Raw genomic sequence first — 18670 nt, 5'->3', positions numbered from 1 at the left:
CGCCTGCAGACGTTGCAGGCGCTTTGATTCGGAAAATCACACGGCACCGGCGGGCGTCGCCAGGGCTTTGCGGGTGCTCAATCCACCACCGGGCATCCGTTTCACCAGCGTCGATTTTGTCGATGTTCGCCACGGCTTTGTCGCGGGGTTGATGCAAGCGGCCGGCCGGACGACCTCCGCCCTGTGGGTCACCACGGACGGCGGGCGGACCTTTCGGCAGGTGTTGCCAGTCCCATATCCCGTCGGCCCCATGTCGTTTGTGAGCGCGCGCACCGGTTTTGGTGCGGAAGACGTGACGGATCGCGGGGTAACGGTCTCGGGATGACGCGCGCTGTGCCGGGCGAGGAGCAGGGGTGGGACGAGTTGTCAATTACGATCAAGACCTAACCACGCAGCAAGCGGATATGACCTTGATGCGCACTTGGGCAAGAATACGTATTATTGGCTCCGTTCTCCAATCCCCCGGTAACGAGCATGGACCTCAAAGTGTTTAAGGTCAATCACAAACTGGCCTGGAATAAGAATGTCCAGTCCTATTAAGCCATTGATGCCCGGATGCTCTCGCAGACTGGCAAAATCCATATCAAACGGTTGCGCTGAAAATGTGTCAAATTGTACCGATTCAACTCGTCGGCGCACGGCTGCTTCCGAACCGCCAAGGCCGTGCATGAAGATAAGCTGATCATCCGGTTCATATCGTTGAAACCATTCATCCACTGCATCGATGGAAATGAGGCTGTGGACGGCTCCAGTGTCCAGTACAACATCGGGTATCAGGATGCGATGTCCGCCATGGACGAGCGTAATAGAAGTGAAAAGCAATCCGTCCCGGTAATCAATTTTCATGTATCGAACGTCTCCGTACCATGGGTTTGGTCTTCAATTCAATCACGATCTCAGGGTGCGAGGTATGATACACGAAGTGTCCTGCCGGAGCGGAGAATAGCTCTATCCATGCTTGATGGGGATCTGAAATGGTCCGTACAAGCGCCACTTCTTCGATGTGGAGCGTATGCTCACCCACATAATGGGATTTTAATTCTTTCACGAGCACATACTGATTGGGAAACAATTCTCTGACTTCTGACCAAAGCATGTTCCGGCCTCCGATTTCGACACTCTTTCTCTCATTCTATCACACATTTTGAATGACGCACCGGGCCATCTGTCGTTACGGCCTACTTTTCGCATTCCAGAACGCATTGACAAACCATACGAACAAAGAATAGCCTGGTTTCAGATACCTTTTTGTATTGTGTGTCCATTTCGCATCAGAAAACAGAAGGGGATGGTTGAAGATGAAACTGCTCGGCAAGGTCGCGGTGGTGACGGGGGCCGCCTCTGGAATGGGGAAAGAAATGGCCAAGGTGTTCGCGCAAGAGGGTGCCAAGGTGGTGTTGGCGGATATCGTGCATGAATCCTTGGAACAAGTGGTCACTGAAATCAAAGCCTCGGGCGGGACGGCGCTGGGCGTGGTCACCGACGTATCCAAGGAGAGCGACATTCAACAGATGATTGATGCGGCGGTGAACACCTTTGGTTCACTCGATATCTTGGTGAACAACGCCGGGATCATGGACAGGATGACTGCGGCGGCGGATGTCACGGATGAGTTGTGGGAGCGTGTCTTTGCGGTCAATGTGACCGGTCCGATGCGCGCGATTCGCAAGGCGTTGCCCATCATGATTCGCCAAGGGCACGGGGTCATCATCAACACGGCGTCCATCGGCGGGCTGTGTGGTTCCAGGGCGGGGGCAGCGTATACCGCGTCCAAGCACGCCGTCATCGGGCTCACCAAGAATGTGGGCTATCAGTACGCAAAGTACGGCATCCGCTGCAACGCCATTGCGCCCGGTGCCGTACAGACCAATATCATGGCGGATGCCCCCAACCTTGACCCGAACTACTTGGGCGTGGAACGGGCGATGTCCGGGATGAACACCAACCCGCGCGTGGGGCAACCCATTGAGATTGCGAAGGTGGCGCTGTTTTTGGCCTCTGACGACGCAAGCTTCATCAACGGTGCGGTTATCGTGGCCGACGCGGGTTGGACAGCGTATTGACGCGAAGGCGGGGCCATCTGCACAGGCCGTGGGCGCGTGCGACGCTGGCCGAAGAAGTGGAGATGGCGATCCGCAGTGGTTTGGCACCACCGTGATGCATCTCACCGAAATAGAGGAGGCTGTCCGGGAGATAGCACGGGTATTGAAGCCGGGCGGCACGTTTGTCACATTGCACCCGCTCCACTTTCCGGCCCAGAACCCGTTCTTCGCCGAATGGTTCGAACCGCTGCTCTGCATGGTACCCTTGCCGAAACAAGCGGAACGCATGCCGGGATCTGAGACCATTCCCGCAGCGCTCGCGCCAAAGTTCGATGTGGAAGAGATCCGCAATCACGTCGAGGAGGTCCATTACACCGATCCGGGCACGGCGGAAAATCCATAGCTCCGACTTTCCGCAAACTTCTGCGATGGGCGTATTGACCGGCTGGGCACACCGGGTGTAATATAAGCTCATCACCGGCGGGTACCGAATTCCGAAAAGCTTAAAGGAAAACGATTTCCTTCCGTGAGCGCGGCGGAGGTGCAAAAGCGCGGGCGTTCACTCGCGGCGCGAATCGGTCCTGCCGGCAGCAAACACAGTGCGCGAACCGGGGGTTCGGAAAGGCGGTGAGGTCAGGCGCAGGTAAACCGCAGGGGTATGCCGACGACCGGGACGGCAGACGAATTTGAGCAGGCATCCGTTTTCGATTCCTGATTCCTTGTCCAGCATTCTCATGTGGGAGAGGGTGAATCGTGTTGAAGAAGAAGGCTGCGGTTGCTTCCGTTTCCGCGCTGGCCATGTTGGGATTGGTGGCGGGCGCACAGGTGGCGTCGGCGACGGCGATGCGCCACGGTGCGGCGAAGAAGGCCACGGTGACCATTCGCTTCACCTGGTGGGGAGACCCTGTCCGGAACAAGGTGTACAACGGGGTCATCCAAGCGTTTGAGAAGAAGTATCCGAACATCATCGTCAACGCGGAGCCGACCAGCTGGTCGGACTATTGGACGAAGTTGTCCGTGCAAATGGCGGGCGGCAACGCGCCGGACGTGATTGGCATGCATCAATTCTATGTGACCGATTACGCCAAGCGCGGCCAGCTGCTCGATTTGACGCCGTACGTGAAAGACGGGACCATCAACTTGCACGATTTTCCCAAAGCGGTGCAGGACAGCGGCAAGGTCAACGGGAAACTGGTCATGATTGCGCAGGGTGTCACCATGTCCGGGCAAGTGTACAACAAGACGCTGTTCCAGCAGATGGGCGTCCCGCTGCCTAAGTTGAACTGGACATGGGATGATTTCATCAAAGAAGCCACGGCCCTCAAGCAAGCGTTTACAGCTCACGGAATGGGCAACGATCATTGGGGTGCCGACGATGAAAGCGGTGCCATGCAGCCGGTGTTCAACTACTTCGTCCGCCAGCGCGGGAAGAACCTGTTCACGAAGGACGGAAAGCTCGGTTTCACGTTCAGTGACCTGAAGGCTTGGTTCACGATGTGGGACAACCTGCGCAAGAAGGGCGTCATCCCCGACGCGGCGACGGCGGCGCAAAACAGCACCGCCTCGCGGGAGCAGAGCCTGTTCGTCCAGGGCAAGGTGGGGATCACGGCCATTCCGGCCAACCAGATCTATCTGTACCAGACGGACATGCCGAACCAGACGCTCGGCTTGGTGGGTGAGCCGATGCTTGGCAACAAGTCGGGCGCGTTCGTGGAAGGTGCGTACCTGGCGGTACCCAAGTCCTCCAAGCACCCAAAGGAAGCCGCCACGTTCATCAACTTCTTCATCAACGACCCGAATGCGGGCAAGATCTTCAAGATTGAGCAAGGCATGCCGGGATCGGTGAAGATCGACAAGATTGTGAAGCCCTTGTTGACGCCCACGCAGCAGCAGGAGGTGGCGTTCATCGACAACCGGTTGAAACTGGCCGGTGTCGCGCCGAACCCGCCGAAGGGCTACAGCGAGGTGGCGACCCTGTTCACGCAGACCGCGCAGGCCATCGCGTTCGGCCAGAAATCCATCGATCAGGCCTGCAACGACTTCCTGAAGCAGGCGGAACAGATCCTCGGGAAGTGACGCGGGCGGCCTGTGCACGGGCTGGTCTGAGCACGGACGGACCGGCGGATTGGGCGGGCCGCTGCGTATCGGTTCGGCCCGCCGCCCAGCCGGGCCGTGAAGACCGGCATCCGGATGGACGGCATGAAACCGGAAGTGAGGCGGTGGCGCATGCATACGCGGCCAGGCGCGTGGAAGAAACACGCCATCGGGTACATGTTTCTCGCCCCGTGGCTGTTGGGGTTGCTGGGGTTGACGGCCGTGCCGATGCTCTCATCCCTGTATCTTTCCTTTACGGATTATGAGATGTTCAACCGGCCGCAGTGGGTGGGATGGCAAAACTACACCCGGATGTTCAGCGACCCCCAGTTCCTGGACAGCGTCCGGGTCACCGTCACCTACGTGACGGTCAGCGTGCCGCTGCAACTGCTGACCGCCTTGGCTGTGGCGCTGTTGTTGAACCGGGGCGTGCGGGGGCTCGGTGTCTACCGCGCCGTCTTCTACGTGCCGTCGTTGTTTGGCGGCAGCGTCGCCATTGGCTTGCTGTGGCAGCGGTTGTTCGGGGGTGACGGCGTCTTCAACCACATCCTGGCGCTGTTCGGTATCCAGGGCATGAACTGGGTGTCCTCGCCGCAGACGGCGCTCTACACGCTCGTCGTGCTCGCCGCGTGGCAGTTCGGGGCGCCGATGGTCATCTTCCTGGCGGGGTTGAAGCAGATTCCGGTGGAGTTGTATGAAGCGGCGACCATCGACGGCGCAGGCGTGATGGCCCGGTTTTTCCGCATCACCCTTCCGCTGTTGACGCCCATCCTCTTCTTCAATCTGGTCATGCAGATCATTCACGCATTCCAGGTGTTCACCCCGGCCTACGTGGTGAGCAACGGAACGGGCGGGCCGCTCGATGCGACCTTGTTCTACTCGCTCTACCTTTATCAGGCGGGGTTTGTGAACTTCCGAATGGGGTACGCCTCGGCGATGGCTTGGCTCCTGTTGGCGGTGGTGGCGGTGATTTCGGGTTTGTTGTTCGCAACATCGCGCAAGTGGGTGTACTACAACGAATGAGGTGGCACCATGCTGCAGCGGAATTCCGTGCGACTGGCGAAACACGCCGTGTTGGTGGTGCTCGGCTTCGTGATGCTCTACCCGCTTCTGTGGATGGTGAGCAGTTCGTTCAACGAGGACACGGAGATCTTCCGCAACGTCTCGTTGTTCCCGAATGCACCCACGCTGCAAAACTACGTCCACGGCTGGGCGGGGCTGTCCGGGGTCACGTTCGGCAGGTTCTTCCTCAATTCGTTTTTCATCGTGGCGCTGTGCGTCGTCGGCAATCTGATTGCCTGTTCGATGGCCGGTTACGCGTTTGCCCGGCTCGATTTTGCACTCCGGCGGGTGTGGTTTGCCGTCATGATGGTGACCTTGATGTTGCCGTTCCATGTGACGGTCATCCCGCAGTACATCGTGTTCAACCATCTCGAGCTGGTGAACACCTATTGGCCGCTTGTCCTGCCGAAGTTCTTGGGCGTGGAAGGGTTTTTCATCTTCCTCATGGTCCAGTTCATGCGCAACATCCCGCGGGAGCTGGACGAGGCGGCGTTGGCGGACGGCTGCGGGCCCGTTCGCATCTACTGGTATCTCATCCTGCCGCTGTCGGTGCCGGCCATCATCACGACCACCATCTTCACATTCATCTGGACGTGGAACGACTACTTCAGCCAGCTGCTCTACATCAGCAACTTGCACTTATACACGGTGGCGCTGGCCTTGCGGCAGTTCGTCGACACCATGGGACAGACGTCCTGGGGCGCCTTGTTCGCGATGTCCACGCTGTCCTTGGTGCCGTTGTTCGCGGTGTTCCTGTTCTTTCAGCGCTACCTGATTGAAGGCATCGTCGCGGGCGGACTCAAAGGTTGACCATGAGGCCAAGCCGGCGCAGGAAGCGAAGGCCGCAAGACGGTTTGCACCCATGTCCGTGTGCCGAAGGAAGCACCGGGTGTGCTCCGCGATCGCGATGCACGCCCGTGACTTCATACAACACAAGAACGCTGAAGGAGTGAGGCAGCGTGTCGTACAAGATGTCGCGCGACGAGCGGGAGGAACTCCTGCACCTGTTTGAAGGCCTCCGGGTGACGGACGTCCGGGACGGCATGGATTGGAATATGATGCACCACTACGGTTCTGTGCACTATGAAATCCGTCCGCTCTGGCGGACGCGGGTGGTGGGGATTGCGCGGACGGCGCGCTACATTCCGTACGAGACGTTCGTGCCGCAGATGTCCCCGGAGGAGTACACGGAGTGGGTGGCGTGGTACTACCGCGAGGTCTGCAACGATCCTTGGCAGGCGGACATCGAGCCGGGCGACATCATCGTGATTGACCAGAGCGGCGTCGACGTCGGCATCCTCGGCTCCAACAACACGTTGGCGGGGTTCGCGAAAGGGGCGCGCGGCTACATCACCAACGGCGGCGTGCGCGATACGGACGAGATCATCATCCAGAAGATCCCGGTCTGGTCGAAGTTCATCAGCCAGAAGATGGATCAGGGCCGCATCCGCTTCGACGCCAAAGACGTCCCGGTCAGCATCGGCGGCGTCGTGGTCTACCCGGGCGACGTGGTGGTGGCCGACGGCGACGGCGTGATTGTCGTACCGCGCAAGATTGCGCCTCAGGTGGCGAAGTACGCGCGCCAGGAGCTGGAGAAAGACAAGGCGGCCAGGCGGCGGCTGTACGAACAACTGGGCTGGGAGCTGGACGACACGGTGAAATGACGGTTTGTCTTCAAGTGGTGCCGAGAGGGGGAGGATGCATGCGCGTCGGGTGGTTGGGCTTGGGTGCAATGGGCCTGCCGATGGCCCGGCGGGTGCTGCAGGCGGGTCACGAGCTGTTCATCACCGCCCACCGGAACCGGTCGCCGCTGGAAGAGCTGGCGCGGGCAGGTGCCACCGTGTGCGACAACGTGGCGGACGTCGTGGCCCGGGCGGAGGTGGTGTGCAGCATCCTTCCCGCCGATGCGGAAATGGAAGCCGTATGGGGCGATACGAAGGTGCGGCAGGCGTTTGCGCCAGGGGCGGTGCTCGTCGAGATGACGAGCGGATCGCCGTCGGTGATGAAACGGATCGCGGCCGCGCTGGCGCAACAGGGTGTGGCCGTGCTCGACGCGCCGGTGAGCGGCGGGACCGCCGGTGCGGCAGGCGGCACCCTCACCGTCATGGCGGGAGGCGATCCGGCGGTCTTGGCGCGGGTGCGGCCTGTCCTCGACTGCGTTGCGGCCCAGATCCATCACGTCGGCGGCATCGGATCCGGCAAGGCGGTGAAAGCCATCAATCAGATGCTGGCCGGTATCCACATGCTGGCCGCCGCCGAGGCGCTCAGCTTGGCGCAGCGCTGCGGGATGGACCTGGCGGTGTTGCAGCGGGTCATCGCGGCGAGCTCGGGGCAATCGTGGATCTTCGATCACAAGGCACAGGACATCCTGAAGCGGGCGGCCAAACCGGGTTTCCGCCTGCGGCTGATGAAGAAAGACTTGCAGATTGCGGTGGACGAGGGCCGGGGCCTTCCCCTGCCCCTGGCCACCCTGGCGCTGCAATGGTACGAGCTGGCGGCCCGGGATGCGGGCGATCTCGACTTTTCCGCTGTCGGAAGGCTGGTGCTCGGGGACTAGCGCCCGCAGCGGCACGCGGCGGGGTGTGCGGTCTCGCCTGCCTGGCCCTGTCCGGGCAACCGGCTGCGGCGGCGGAGCGAAACATAGGGGGGCGATGGCGTGAAGATCGGACTGCGCGTGCTTCAACCTGAGAGGCGGCCGCCGCAATCCATCCTGGAGGCGTTTCGCGAAATCCCCGCGGCGTGCGTCAGCGACAACCTGCACCGGTTGTACGCGGTGTCCGGGGCCATCCGCCCGTACCACAAAGCGGGCAAGCTGGTGGGGTCCGCCTTCACGGTAAAGACCAGGCCGGGGGACAACCTGTTCGTCCACAAGGCGCTCGACATGGCGCAGCCGGGCGATGTGCTGGTCGTCGACGCGGGAGGAGACGTGACGCAGGCGGTGGTCGGCGAGATCATGTTGCGCCTGGCGCAATGGCGAGGTTTGGCGGGATTCGTCGTCGACGGCGCCATCCGGGACGCGGAAGCGTTTGCGCAGGAGGCGTTCCCGGTGTATGCGCGCGGGGTGACCCACCGCGGGCCGTACAAGACCGGGCCGGGCGAGATCAACGTGCCGGTGGCGGTCGGGGGCGTGGTCGTCGCGCCGGGGGACATCGTGCTGGGCGATGCGGACGGCGTGGTGGTGGTGCCGCTCGACTTGGCGGAGCGGGTGCTGCATCTCGCCCGGCAGCAGATGGAGCATGAGGCGGCGACGCTGCGTGCCATCGCCGACGGGACGGTGGACCGGAGCTGGGTCGACAGGACGATCCAGGAAATGGGGTGGATGCCGGATGTCACGCGGGCGCAGGTTTGACTGGGAACGGTTGCAGGACTTCTGTGCACAGGTGCTGCAGCGCGCCGGTGCACCGCCCGCGGAGGCCGAGGTGGTCGCAGAGTCGCTCGTCTACGCGGACCTGCGCGGTGTGGACTCGCACGGCGTGGCGCGCTTCCCCATCTATGTCCGCCGCCTGGAACAAGGCATGGTGGCAACAGGCGTGAAGCTGGATGTGGAGTTTGACGGCCCGGTGGTCCGTGTCGACGGTAAGAACGCGTACGGCGCCGTGGTGGGGATGCGCGCGCTCGAAGCGGCCGTGGCGACGGCGAAGCGGCACGGCTGCGCGGTGGTGGGCGTGAAGCACTCCAACCACTTCGGCACCTGCGCCTATTATGCGGAGCGCGCCATCGCGCAGGACCTCGTCTTCCTCGCGATGTCCAACGCCTCGCAGACGATGCCGCCCTACGGCGGGGCGCGGCCGTTTCTCGGCACGAACCCCTTGTGCGTGGCCGCGCCGGCGGGGAACGAGGTGCCGTTTCTGCTCGACATGGCGACGAGCGTCGTCTCGCGCGGGAAGATCATCGTCGCGGCGCAGCGCGGCGAGCCCATCCCGCTCGGTTGGGCGGTCGACAAGGACGGCCGGCCGACGACGGATCCTCACGCCGCGCTCGCCGGTGCGGTGCTGCCGCTCGGCGGTGCCAAGGGTTACGGGATTGCCATGTTCATCGACATTCTCGCGGGCGTCCTGACGGGAGCGGGGTTCGGCAAGTACGTGCACAACATGTACGAAAACTGGCAACAACCTCAGAACGTGGGCCATCTCTTCATCGCGATCGACATCGCGCGGTTCATGCCGGTCGAGGTGTTCAAGGCGCGCATGGACCGCTACATCCGCGATTTGAAGAGCGAGCCGACGGCTCCCGGCGTGGACGAGATCCTCGTGCCGGGGGAGCTCGAGGCGCGGACGGCACGTCTGAGGCGGCAGCAGGGGATTGAGCTGCCGGATGCGGTCGCCAAGGAACTGGCAGACGTGGGGAAGCGTTATGGCGTGCGGTTGGATGATGCCGAATGGACCAGCATGAAGCGGGAGGCTTGACCGATGCAGCTGAACCGTGTGTTCCGTTATGAACTGCCGACGGCGGTCGAATTTGGCAACGGCGCGATCGCGGGCCTGCCGGACTACGTCCGGGGCCTCGGCGGACGCAGGGTGCTCGTCGTCTGCGACCCGGGTGTGGTGCAGGCGGGCGTGGCGGAACGGGTCTGCGCCACGCTGAGGGAGGCCGCCCTCCCGTTCGTGATGTTTACGGACGTCGAACCGGACCCTGACATCGACGCCATTGCCTCGGGCACCATGACGGCGAAAGCGGAAGGGTGCGATCTCGTCGTGGGCGTCGGCGGCGGCAGTTCGCTCGACACGGCGAAGGCGATTGGCCTGATGATGAAAAACCCGGGTGACATCCGCGACTACGTCGGCATCAACAAGGTGCCGGGGCCGGGCGCGCCGGTGATTGCCATCCCGACCACCGCCGGGACGGGCAGCGAGGTCACGATTTGGTCGGTGCTGCGCGACAAGCGGCAGCAGGTGAAGCTGAGCGTGGGCAGCCGCTTCAACTGCCCGGCGCTCGCCCTTTGCGATCCGGAACTCACCTTGACGCTGCCGCCGCACATCACGGCGGCGACGGGAATGGACGCGCTGACGCACGCGGTGGAGTCGTTCGTGAACACGGCCACACAGCCGATTTCGGAAGCGCTCGCGATGCAGGCGATGCGGTTCATCCACGAGAGCCTGCGCGTGGCGGTGGTGCGCGGACGGGACCTGCGGGCGCGGCACGACATGTTGCTCGCGAGCCTCATCGCTGCCATGGCGTTCAACCCCACCCGCCTTGGCCTCGCGCACGCGCTGGCGCTGCCGCTCGGGGCGCGCTTTGGCATCCCGCACGGATTGGTGAACGCCATCCTCTTACCGGAGGTCATGGCGTTCAACCTGGTCGCGAACCTGGAGAAGTTCCGCACCGTGGCTTGGCTGCTCGGCGAGCGGGTGGAAGGGCTGGCGCTGCGGGACGCCGCGGAACGGGCCGTGTGGGCGGTGCGCCGTTTGAAGGAAGACATCGGCATCCAGCAGACGCTGACCGACTTCGGGGTGGCGGAAGAGCACCTGGACGCGGTGGCCGCGGAGGCCATGGAATCGGGAAACGTGCCGGTCAACCCGCGTCAGGCGACGCAGGAAGACCTGAAGGCCATCTGCCGGGCGGCGATGCGGAGGGAAGCGCGATGAACCAGGCACAGGGGAACGGCATGCAGGCATGGCTGGCGGCGCGCGCCGGTGAGACGTGTTTGAATTTCATCGGCGGGCAGTGGGTGCCGGCGGCGAGCGGCCGGTTGTTCGCGGTGCACAACCCGGCGGAAAAGGACCAGGTGGTGGCGTATGTCCAGGATTCGGACGAGCGGGACGTCGATGCGGCGGTGCGGGCCGCGCGCGAGGCGCTGCCGGGCTGGGCGAGCGCGCCGTGGACCGAGCGGGCCAGGGTATTGCTGCGGTTGGCGGAGCTCCTGGAAGCACACCGGGACGAGCTGGCGTACACCCTCTCCGCGGAGCAAGGTAAGGTGTTGGGTGAGGCCCGCGGCGAAGTGACCCGTGCGGCGAGTGAGCTGCGCTTTATGGCAGGGGAGGCGGCGCGCCTGACCGGTGAGGTGTGGCCGAGCGATATGCCGGGCGGCGCCGTATCGGTCGTCCGCGAACCGGTGGGCGTGGTCGCCGCCATCTCGCCTTGGAACTTCCCGCTCGTCACGCCGGTGCGCAAGATTGCCCCGGCGCTCGCGTACGGCTGCACGGTGGTGTTGAAGCCGGCCTCCCAGACCCCGTGGACCGCGGTCCGCCTGATGGAGCTCATCCGGGAGGCGGGCGCGCCGCCCGGCGTGGTCAATCTCGTCACCGGACGCGGCAGCCGGATGGGGGACGCACTGGTCAACCATCCGGGGGTCGATGCCGTGACGTTCACCGGATCGACCGAGGTGGGGCTCAGGGTGCAGGCGCTGGCGTCGGGCCGCCTGGTGCGCACGCAGATGGAACTCGGCGGCAAGAACCCGGCGCTTATCCTGGGCTACAGCCATCTCGACGCGGCGGCCCGCGAGGTGGCGGCGGCCGGGTTCACGTGCGGCGGGCAGCGCTGCACCGCCATCAGCCGGGTCATCGTCCTTCGCGCGCAGGCGGAGGCGTTCATGGAGCGGCTGCTCCACCACGTGGCGCGCATTCGGGTGGGGCCGGCGTGGGACGAGGGGGCGACCATGGGGCCGCTGGTGAGCGCTTCCCACCTGCAGTCGGTGCTGGCGTACGTGGAGCAAGGCATCGCCGACGGGGCGCGCCTGGTGACCGGCGGGCGCGTGCTCACCGGCGGGGTGTACGATCGCGGCCACTACCTGGAGCCGACGGTGTTCGCCGGCGTGACGCCAACGATGCGCATCGCCCGCGAGGAGATCTTCGGTCCGGTGCTCAGCGTGTTGACGGTGGCCGATGTCGAGGAGGCGGTCGCGGTGGCGAACGATACCCCGTATGGCCTCGCGGCGAGCGTCTTTGCGGACGACTTGGCGCTGGCGCTCGCGGTGGGGCGGCGCCTCAAAACCGGCATGGTGCATATCAACCACGGCACCGCCAGCCAGGCGCACATCCCGTTTGGCGGCGTCAAGCAGTCGGGGTACGGCGCGTACTCGGTCGGGGCCACGAGCCGGGATTTTTACACAGACCTCAAAGTGGTGTATGTACGGTGAGCGGGACGGGGTCGACCCGGCGCCGGGGTTGCCGGCGGGGCCGGGCGCGCGCTGGATTTTACGGTTCTGTGAGTTCGGGGAGGGATTGCCTTGCGGGTGGCTTTCGGTAACGATCACGCTGGATACCCGATGCGCCAGTATGTCATGGATGTATTGGCCCAACTCGGTTGCGAAGTGATCGACTGCGGGACTGCTGCGCCAGAGCCGGTGGACTTCCCGGACATCGCGCAGGCTGTCTGCAAAGAGGTGCTGTCCGGGCGTGCCGAACGTGGATTGTTGGTGTGCGGCACAGGCGTGGGCGCGGCCATCGCGGCAAACAAGGTCCCGGGCATCCGGGCGGCGGTGTGCCACGACGTCCATTCGGCGCACCAGTGCGTGGAGCACGATGATGTGAACGTGATGTGCCTCGGGGCGCAGATCGTCGGGCCCTGGCTGGCGGCCGACCTCATCCGGGCGTTTCTGCAAGCGCGCTTTCGGGCTGAACCGGAGTTCGTTCGCCGCGTGGCCAAACTCGCAGCATTGGAACGCAGGCTGGCCGGCGAACGCGCGACGTGACGAGCGAGAATGGACGGGCGTGCGCGGTGCGGCGGTACGAAACAGGGCTGCGGAATCATCATTGGAGATCCGGTGCTTGCTCGCCGAAGGACTGAAACGGTGCGGCGGTACAAAGCAGGGCTGCGGAATCATCGCGTGGGCGTCGAATTCTGCGGCGCCCGGCGCGCGGCGCCGCCGTCAACCGGATGTCCCGGTCCCAGCCGCGATGGTGGCTCCAACGTCCGGCGTGGCGCTCGCGGGACGGCTTGACTCCCGGACGACGAGCTCCGGTTCAAGCACGGTAACGTCCAACTTTGTCCGCCGCGTCCCCTTGCACAGTTGGATGATCCGTTTCGCGGCGATCTCGCCCATCTCATATGCAGGCTGCCGCACTGTCGTCAGCGGCGGGTTGAGGTATTTGCACCACATGGTCTCGTCGTAGCCCACGAGCGCCACGTCCTCGGGGATGCGCAGGCCAAGGCTTTGGATGGCGTCGAGGATCTCGAGCGTCATCAGGTTCGTCGTCGACAGCAGAGCATCCGGGCGCGGGTTTCGCTTCAGCAAGCGGATGGCCGCACTCCTGGCTGCGCCCGGCCGGTTCGGCACCAGTTCGATGAGCAGATCCTGCTCACGCTTGCCGTGCGCAAGCAGCGTGGTTTTGTACCCCTCCACACGCTCTGTCCACGTCGTGATCTCTCCTTGGTACGCGATGATGGCAATCCGCTGCCTCCCCCCTTCCAGCAGATGTTCCACTGCCAACGAGGCGCCGCGGATGTTGTTCATGACGACGCCCGGCATGGCAAGGTTGGGCAGGTGCCGGTTGACAAACACGCACGGGTAGCCGGTGGCCAGCAACTGTTCAAACAGATCCCGGTTGCCCGGCGTCGGGTTGACGATGATCCCGTCCACGTTGCGCGTCTGCAGATTCTTGATGTGCTCCGCCTCGATGGCGGGATCGTCACAGGAGTTGCAGATCATCAGCTGGTAGCCCGCCTTGCGGCACGTGTCCTCAATTCCCTTGAGCACGCGCAGCCAAAACGGATTCTGCAGATTGGACAAGATGACGCCAATCACCTGGGTTTTCATTTGTTTGAGGCCCTTGGCCAGGGCGTTGGGGCGGTAGTCGAGCTCGCGAATGGCTTCGAGCACCCGCGCCGTCGTCTCGGCGGACGTCTGGCTGTAGTTGCCGTTCAGGATGCGCGAGACGGTGGTTGCGGAGACACCTGCCTTTTTGGCCACGTCGGCGATGGTCACTCGTTGTTTCATGATTCGTTCACTCCATGGAATGTGGCATAGGAAAACGATAAACCGCTTGCAATCAGTTTACGACAGGGGTGTGCGGGGGAGTCAAGGGGATGGTTAAAGTCTCAAGTAGTGGTGTGAAATCCGTCGTCCACATTTGATGACGAAGCCACCGTGCGTGTCTACTAGAGAGTGGCGAAACAAACTAGTAGGAGGAACGCAACGATGGCTTCTATCAACAGCTTCGCAGTTCTCGAGTGGATTCGCAACCTCCAAGGTGTGGAAAATATCGACGTACTACGGGAACTGATGCGGATTTTCGCCCAATCTCTCATCGACGCTGAGGCAACGCAGAAAATCGGGGCGGAGCATTACGAGCGCAGTGAGGAGCGCGTTACACAGCGCAACGGCTATCGGAAGCGGGAATGGGATACTCGACTGGGTACCATCGAACTGAATATCCCCAAACTCCGCAAAGGCAGCTTCTTCCCCTCGATCCTTGAGCCTCGGCGCCGCTCCGAGCAAGCCCTGGCGGCGGTGGTTCAGGAAGCGTACGTGCATGGTGTCAGCACCCGTAAAGTGGATGAGCTGGTCCGTGCTCTGGGGCTGGACGGTATCAGCAAGAGCGAGGTCTCCCGCCTGTGCAAAGAGCTGGATGAGGTTGTCCGACAATTCAAGGAACGGCCGTTGGAGCGGGAATACCCATACATCTGGCTGGACGCTACGTTCCCGAAGGTACGGAAGGGCGGGCGTGTACAGAGCATGGCGTTCGTGGTGGCCATAGGCGTGACAGACACGGGAGAGCGTGAGGTCTTGGGGTTCGATATCGGAACGAGTGAGGACGGTGCCTTTTGGACCGAGTTCCTACGTGACCTGAAGCAGCGAGGGCTGCGAGGCGTCAGGCTGGTTGTCAGCGACGCTCATCTGGGCCTGAGGCAGGCGATTTCGGAGGTGCTCACTGGAGCTACGTGGCAGCGGTGCAAGGTGCACACCATCCGGAACGTGCTCAGCCAGGTGCCGAAGAAGCAGCAGTCCATGGTCGCAGCGATCATCCGGACCATCTTCGCACAGCCCACGCAGGAGGCTGCCAGAGCACAGTTGCGTAGCGTAGTCAAACAGCTCCAGGACAAGTTCCCGAAGGCCATGGAGATCCTGCAGGCGGCCGAGGACGACGTGCTGGCGTTCATGGCACTGCCAGGCGAGCATTGGCGGCAGCGACGTCACAAACTAGACACAAACGGTGAAATTACACCATTTTACAGGACACTACCAGGGGATGGGTAGTACTGGGAGCCGATGGTGAGCAACGGAAGTTAAGCGTGCGGATGTAAGCCTTCAGGGCATGGTACAATATATCCACTGGATGCGGAGGTGATCCGAAGCGTGATTGAACGACTTCGTTTCTGTCAATTCAAAAGTTTTGTGGACGCCTCGATGGATTTGCAACCATTGACGATTCTTATTGGATCTAACGCCAGCGGAAAGAGCAATGCACTCGACGGGTTGCGTATCCTGTCCGACAGCGCGACAGGTCTGGACTTAGCTTTCGTACTCGACGGACACCGGTCAAAATTGTCCACGGGGGTACGAGGTGGCAGCAAGGCATGCCCTCGTCATGGAGGGGACACGTTCACGCTTGGTGCGGTGATTGGACCTGTAGATGAAGACAAACGCGGGGGCACCCGCATGTACTTGGACTATGAGCTTTCGATTGCGGTCAGGGACCGTATTTATGTTGAATCCGAATCCCTGCATGAAATGGTGCCCACCCGCCACGGTGAGTTGAGGCGAAAGCGCATGCTCTTTCAGACAGTACCAAGCCGCCAGACGAGCGGGGACATTTCGGTCGAGTACAACAATCTCAAGCGAGGGGCCAATCCGCAGTTTACGTGTTTAAAGTTCCAATCTGTGCTCAGTCAAATGGAATCTCGACTGCCAAAGAGGACTGCGGCTGAGAAGCATATTCTCAATATGTCGCATGTCGTCGCACGGCAACTCCAAAAGGTTTTGTTTCTCGATCCGATACCTCACGACATGCGGGACTATGTTCCGCGTACCAGTGTGGAACTTGTGCCGTCAGCGAGCAATCTTTCTGCTGTGTTAGCAAAAATTGTGCAGGACGAACCGGCCATCAAAGAGGTCATCCTCCGTTATCTGCGGCAACTCCCGGATCAAGAGATTTTAGATTTGGACTTCGTGGACACGCCTCTTGGGGATGTGATGCTTACAGTTTTAGAAAAATCAGGGGAACAGACGTATTGGATCGATGCGAGAGGATTGTCGGATGGAACCCTCCGCACACTTGCGGTCATGGCTGCACTGCTATCTGAAGAGGAGGATTCTTTGGTTGTCATCGAGGAAGTCGATAATGGGTTACATCCCAGCAAGGCGCGTACCATTCTGTCCTTGCTCATGGAGTTATCCTCGCAGCGGAACATACACCTTCTGGTCACCACGCATAATCCTGCCTTGTTGAATGCCATTCAAGGCCGGGAAGCAGCAGGGGTCGTGGTGTGCTACCGGCATCCGGAGAAAGGTGACAGCCGTTTCGTCTCTCTTGTCGACTTGGACGAGTACCTGCGAATTGCCAGTCATGAACGCATCGGAGACGCGATGGAGTCAGGGCAGATTGCGCGTGCTGTGCGCGGACAAGTCCCACAGACTCACCGTGATGCTTTGGAGTGGTTGAAGTCGCTATGAGAACCAAAAAACCACATACTATCAAGAAACGCACGGTTCGTTTTGTGGACACATCCATCGTACTCAATCTGTTGGATGTTCCAGGGCGAAATCAGGATTCGGGAACGTGTACTGCAGGAGTTGGAGGAATGCCAAGGGGACAAGTTCATCTTACCTATTTCCTCTATCATCGAAACGGGGAACCATATCGCGCATCTTGCGAATGGTTCCGAGCGTCGAAAGGCTGCTGAATCGTTTGCTAAGTTATTGAGAATGATTGCCAGAGACGAGTTCCCTTGGATATTGGATAGGCTAATGATGGACAAAGAGGATCTTGAATTTTACGCATCCAGTTTCCCGGACTATGCTGTTCAAGGTATTGGAATCGGCGATTTGTCCATTGTCCGTGAGTTCGCGCGGTATGTGGAGCGTATGCAGACGACCATGTCTAACCTTACAGTTAAAATATGGAGTCTCGATACGCACTTATCAGGTTATATCGTGGATTTGTAGCGTTTTTCTTGGACACACCATGCATTGGACGTCCTTGTGACATCATCGTACACACACCCATACCCTCCCTCATCGCTTCTTCTCGTTCCTCGTAGTACAATCAAAGCGATTCCTAGCATGGGCAGGGTTGTGCCGGGGGATTTATGCGCGTGATAGATGGCGCCGTGCATGATGGCAGGCGCTGTCTCTCGGCTGTGTCGCACATCCTGCAGTCTTGAACCTATTTCACCTACGAACGAAGGCAGGTATGTGGATTGAAGCGGATGAGGCACGCAATCGTTTCAATGATGGCGTGGGGCGCATGGTGCGCCTTGAGCGCAGGACCGGGTGTGGTCTGGGCGAGTTCAGGGACAACGGGCACGGGTGTTGCCAGCGCGCATACGGCAGGGGCCGCAGCCCGCAGTGCGACGGTGCACACGCCGCGCGCAAGTGTGCGGCACGCGGTGACGGTGCGCTTGGCGGCAGGGAAGCTGGTGGCAGCGGCGGCGCGGACAGCAAAGCAGCAGGCGGCGCTGCGCAAGGCACCGGCGGGGAGCGTGATCGCGCAGGTCGCCGGGAAGCCGTGGCCGGCCATCGCGGTGGGGGATGAGACCTACGTGTTGTGGACGGCGCTCAAGGCGTTCGGCACGCCGTACGCCTACCTCGGTGACGGACGGTTCTCCTTGCCGGGCCGGTACGTACAGGGGGTGGTGTACAAAGGGCAGGCGTATTTGCCGTGGTCGGTGCTCGCGCCCAAGGTGAAGGCGGAGAAGCTGCCGGGCGGCGGCTTCAACTTCACCGCTGTGCCGGTGACGCACCGCTACCAGTTGGCGGTGGATGCGATGGACGGGGTGGCCGGGAATTTGAATGACAACACGGCGGGGACGCAGGCAAACCCGTCCAATCTCGGCGCTCCGGGCGTGTTGGTGGTGCAGGTGTTGGATGGTAATCAGTGGGTGCCGCACCAGGCCATCCAGGTGCACATCTCGGGCAACGGTTTCCTCGCCAATTACGGCGGGCAGTACCAGGTGACGACGTACACCGATGAAAACGGATCCGCCTTCTTCGGGGTGAACGACGAGACGCCGGAGTCGGTGAAGGCGACCGTCACCTGGAAGGACCCGGCTGGCACGGTGCACGAATATACGACGGACATCCGCTTCAGCGCACCGAACCAGCAGACCCTGCAGATCCCGCTGCCTTCCGACGAGACGGACAGCGTGACGGTGCCCATCACCACCTTCAGCAATGCGGTGCTGTTCAACGCTTGGGTGAAGCCGGCGCCGAAAGGCGGTCAAAATCCCCAAGGAAGCGGACAGGGCGGCGGTGGGCAGAGCGCATCGGGCCAAGGCGGCGCCAGCGGAGGGAGCGCAGGTAGCGCAAGCGGCGGCGCGGGTGGCGCCTCGGGCGGGAGCGGCACCGCCCAGGGCGGCGGGGCCGCCGGCGCAGG

General features: G+C 62.0%; 19 protein-coding genes and 1 pseudogene. 17 read left to right on the top strand and 3 right to left on the bottom strand.

Annotated elements, in window-relative coordinates:
• Window positions 1-73: 73 nt before the first annotated feature.
• Window positions 74-325: a beta propeller repeat protein gene (locus tag IEX97_RS08670; protein ID WP_188882408.1), complete on the top strand. Its 252-nt coding sequence runs from the start codon at window positions 74-76 to the stop codon at window positions 323-325.
• 113 nt (window positions 326-438) lie between these two features.
• On the opposite strand, the gene IEX97_RS08665 is transcribed toward IEX97_RS08670, so the two are convergent.
• Window positions 439-846: a retropepsin-like aspartic protease gene (locus IEX97_RS08665; protein WP_188882406.1), complete on the bottom strand. Its 408-nt coding sequence runs from the start codon at window positions 844-846 to the stop codon at window positions 439-441.
• Window positions 836-1096: a hypothetical protein gene (locus IEX97_RS08660; RefSeq protein WP_188882404.1), complete on the bottom strand. Its 261-nt coding sequence runs from the start codon at window positions 1094-1096 to the stop codon at window positions 836-838. The genes IEX97_RS08665 and IEX97_RS08660 overlap by 11 nt, the downstream gene beginning before the upstream one ends.
• 202 nt (window positions 1097-1298) lie before the next feature.
• Here IEX97_RS08660 and IEX97_RS08655 point away from each other — a divergent pair, with 202 nt between their 5' ends.
• From IEX97_RS08655 to IEX97_RS08600, 12 genes are all read left to right on the top strand, one after another.
• Window positions 1299-2063: an SDR family oxidoreductase gene (locus tag IEX97_RS08655; RefSeq protein ID WP_188882403.1), complete on the top strand. Its 765-nt coding sequence runs from the start codon at window positions 1299-1301 to the stop codon at window positions 2061-2063.
• 94 nt (window positions 2064-2157) lie between these two features.
• The gene (locus tag IEX97_RS08650; RefSeq protein WP_373289426.1) at window positions 2158-2445 is read left to right on the top strand and encodes a class I SAM-dependent methyltransferase; all 288 of its coding nucleotides are present in this window, start codon (window positions 2158-2160) and stop codon (window positions 2443-2445) included.
• A 350-nt stretch (window positions 2446-2795) separates the two neighbouring features.
• The gene (locus tag IEX97_RS08645) at window positions 2796-4118 is read left to right on the top strand and encodes an ABC transporter substrate-binding protein (RefSeq protein WP_188882401.1); all 1323 of its coding nucleotides are present in this window, start codon (window positions 2796-2798) and stop codon (window positions 4116-4118) included.
• Between the two features lie 150 nt (window positions 4119-4268).
• Window positions 4269-5159, top strand: coding sequence for a carbohydrate ABC transporter permease (locus IEX97_RS08640; protein ID WP_188882399.1), 891 nt, complete (start codon window positions 4269-4271; stop codon window positions 5157-5159).
• Between the two features lie 9 nt (window positions 5160-5168).
• Window positions 5169-6008, top strand: a complete 840-nt coding sequence (locus IEX97_RS08635; protein ID WP_188882398.1) for a carbohydrate ABC transporter permease — start codon at window positions 5169-5171, stop codon at window positions 6006-6008.
• 149 nt (window positions 6009-6157) lie between these two features.
• Window positions 6158-6862: an RraA family protein gene (locus IEX97_RS08630; protein ID WP_229776680.1), complete on the top strand. Its 705-nt coding sequence runs from the start codon at window positions 6158-6160 to the stop codon at window positions 6860-6862.
• 38 nt (window positions 6863-6900) lie between these two features.
• Complete coding sequence (locus IEX97_RS08625) at window positions 6901-7755, top strand: NAD(P)-dependent oxidoreductase (RefSeq protein ID WP_188882397.1); 855 nt, start codon at window positions 6901-6903, stop codon at window positions 7753-7755.
• Between the two features lie 99 nt (window positions 7756-7854).
• Window positions 7855-8547 (top strand): RraA family protein, encoded by a 693-nt coding sequence (locus tag IEX97_RS08620; RefSeq protein WP_188882396.1) that lies wholly within the window; start codon window positions 7855-7857, stop codon window positions 8545-8547.
• Window positions 8525-9604, top strand: a complete 1080-nt coding sequence (locus IEX97_RS08615; RefSeq protein WP_188882395.1) for an Ldh family oxidoreductase — start codon at window positions 8525-8527, stop codon at window positions 9602-9604. The genes IEX97_RS08620 and IEX97_RS08615 overlap by 23 nt, the downstream gene beginning before the upstream one ends.
• A gap of 3 nt (window positions 9605-9607) precedes the next feature.
• The gene (locus tag IEX97_RS08610; RefSeq protein WP_188882394.1) at window positions 9608-10783 is read left to right on the top strand and encodes an iron-containing alcohol dehydrogenase; all 1176 of its coding nucleotides are present in this window, start codon (window positions 9608-9610) and stop codon (window positions 10781-10783) included.
• The gene (locus tag IEX97_RS08605) at window positions 10780-12273 is read left to right on the top strand and encodes an aldehyde dehydrogenase family protein (RefSeq protein ID WP_188882392.1); all 1494 of its coding nucleotides are present in this window, start codon (window positions 10780-10782) and stop codon (window positions 12271-12273) included. Before IEX97_RS08610 ends, IEX97_RS08605 begins: the two co-directional genes overlap by 4 nt.
• Before the next feature lie 96 nt (window positions 12274-12369).
• Window positions 12370-12828 carry an RpiB/LacA/LacB family sugar-phosphate isomerase gene (locus IEX97_RS08600; protein WP_229776690.1) on the top strand — a complete coding sequence of 153 codons (459 nt, stop codon included), beginning with the start codon at window positions 12370-12372 and terminating at the stop codon, window positions 12826-12828.
• 177 nt (window positions 12829-13005) lie between these two features.
• Here IEX97_RS08600 and IEX97_RS08595 read toward each other — a convergent pair whose 3' ends face one another.
• Window positions 13006-14073 (bottom strand): LacI family DNA-binding transcriptional regulator, encoded by a 1068-nt coding sequence (locus IEX97_RS08595; RefSeq protein ID WP_188882389.1) that lies wholly within the window; start codon window positions 14071-14073, stop codon window positions 13006-13008.
• Between the two features lie 201 nt (window positions 14074-14274).
• Here IEX97_RS08595 and IEX97_RS08590 point away from each other — a divergent pair.
• From IEX97_RS08590 to IEX97_RS08575, 4 genes and pseudogenes are all read left to right on the top strand, one after another.
• Window positions 14275-15264, top strand: a pseudogene (locus IEX97_RS08590) (IS256 family transposase); the annotation flags it as partial.
• 168 nt (window positions 15265-15432) lie between these two features.
• Complete coding sequence (locus IEX97_RS08585; RefSeq protein WP_188882388.1) at window positions 15433-16749, top strand: AAA family ATPase; 1317 nt, start codon at window positions 15433-15435, stop codon at window positions 16747-16749.
• A gap of 75 nt (window positions 16750-16824) precedes the next feature.
• The gene (locus IEX97_RS08580; RefSeq protein WP_188882387.1) at window positions 16825-17241 is read left to right on the top strand and encodes a hypothetical protein; all 417 of its coding nucleotides are present in this window, start codon (window positions 16825-16827) and stop codon (window positions 17239-17241) included.
• Window positions 17242-17552: 311 nt separating this feature from the next.
• The coding region (locus IEX97_RS08575; RefSeq protein WP_188882386.1) for a hypothetical protein at window positions 17553-18670 on the top strand (1118 nt) is incomplete at its 3' end.

It is taken from the genome of Paenalicyclobacillus cellulosilyticus, assembly GCF_014647315.1.
In the GTDB taxonomy this organism is placed as follows: domain Bacteria; phylum Bacillota; class Bacilli; order Alicyclobacillales; family Alicyclobacillaceae; genus Alicyclobacillus_J; species Alicyclobacillus_J cellulosilyticus.
Note: the sequence above shows the minus strand (reverse complement) of the source record. Positions and strands in the feature narration are given on the sequence as shown.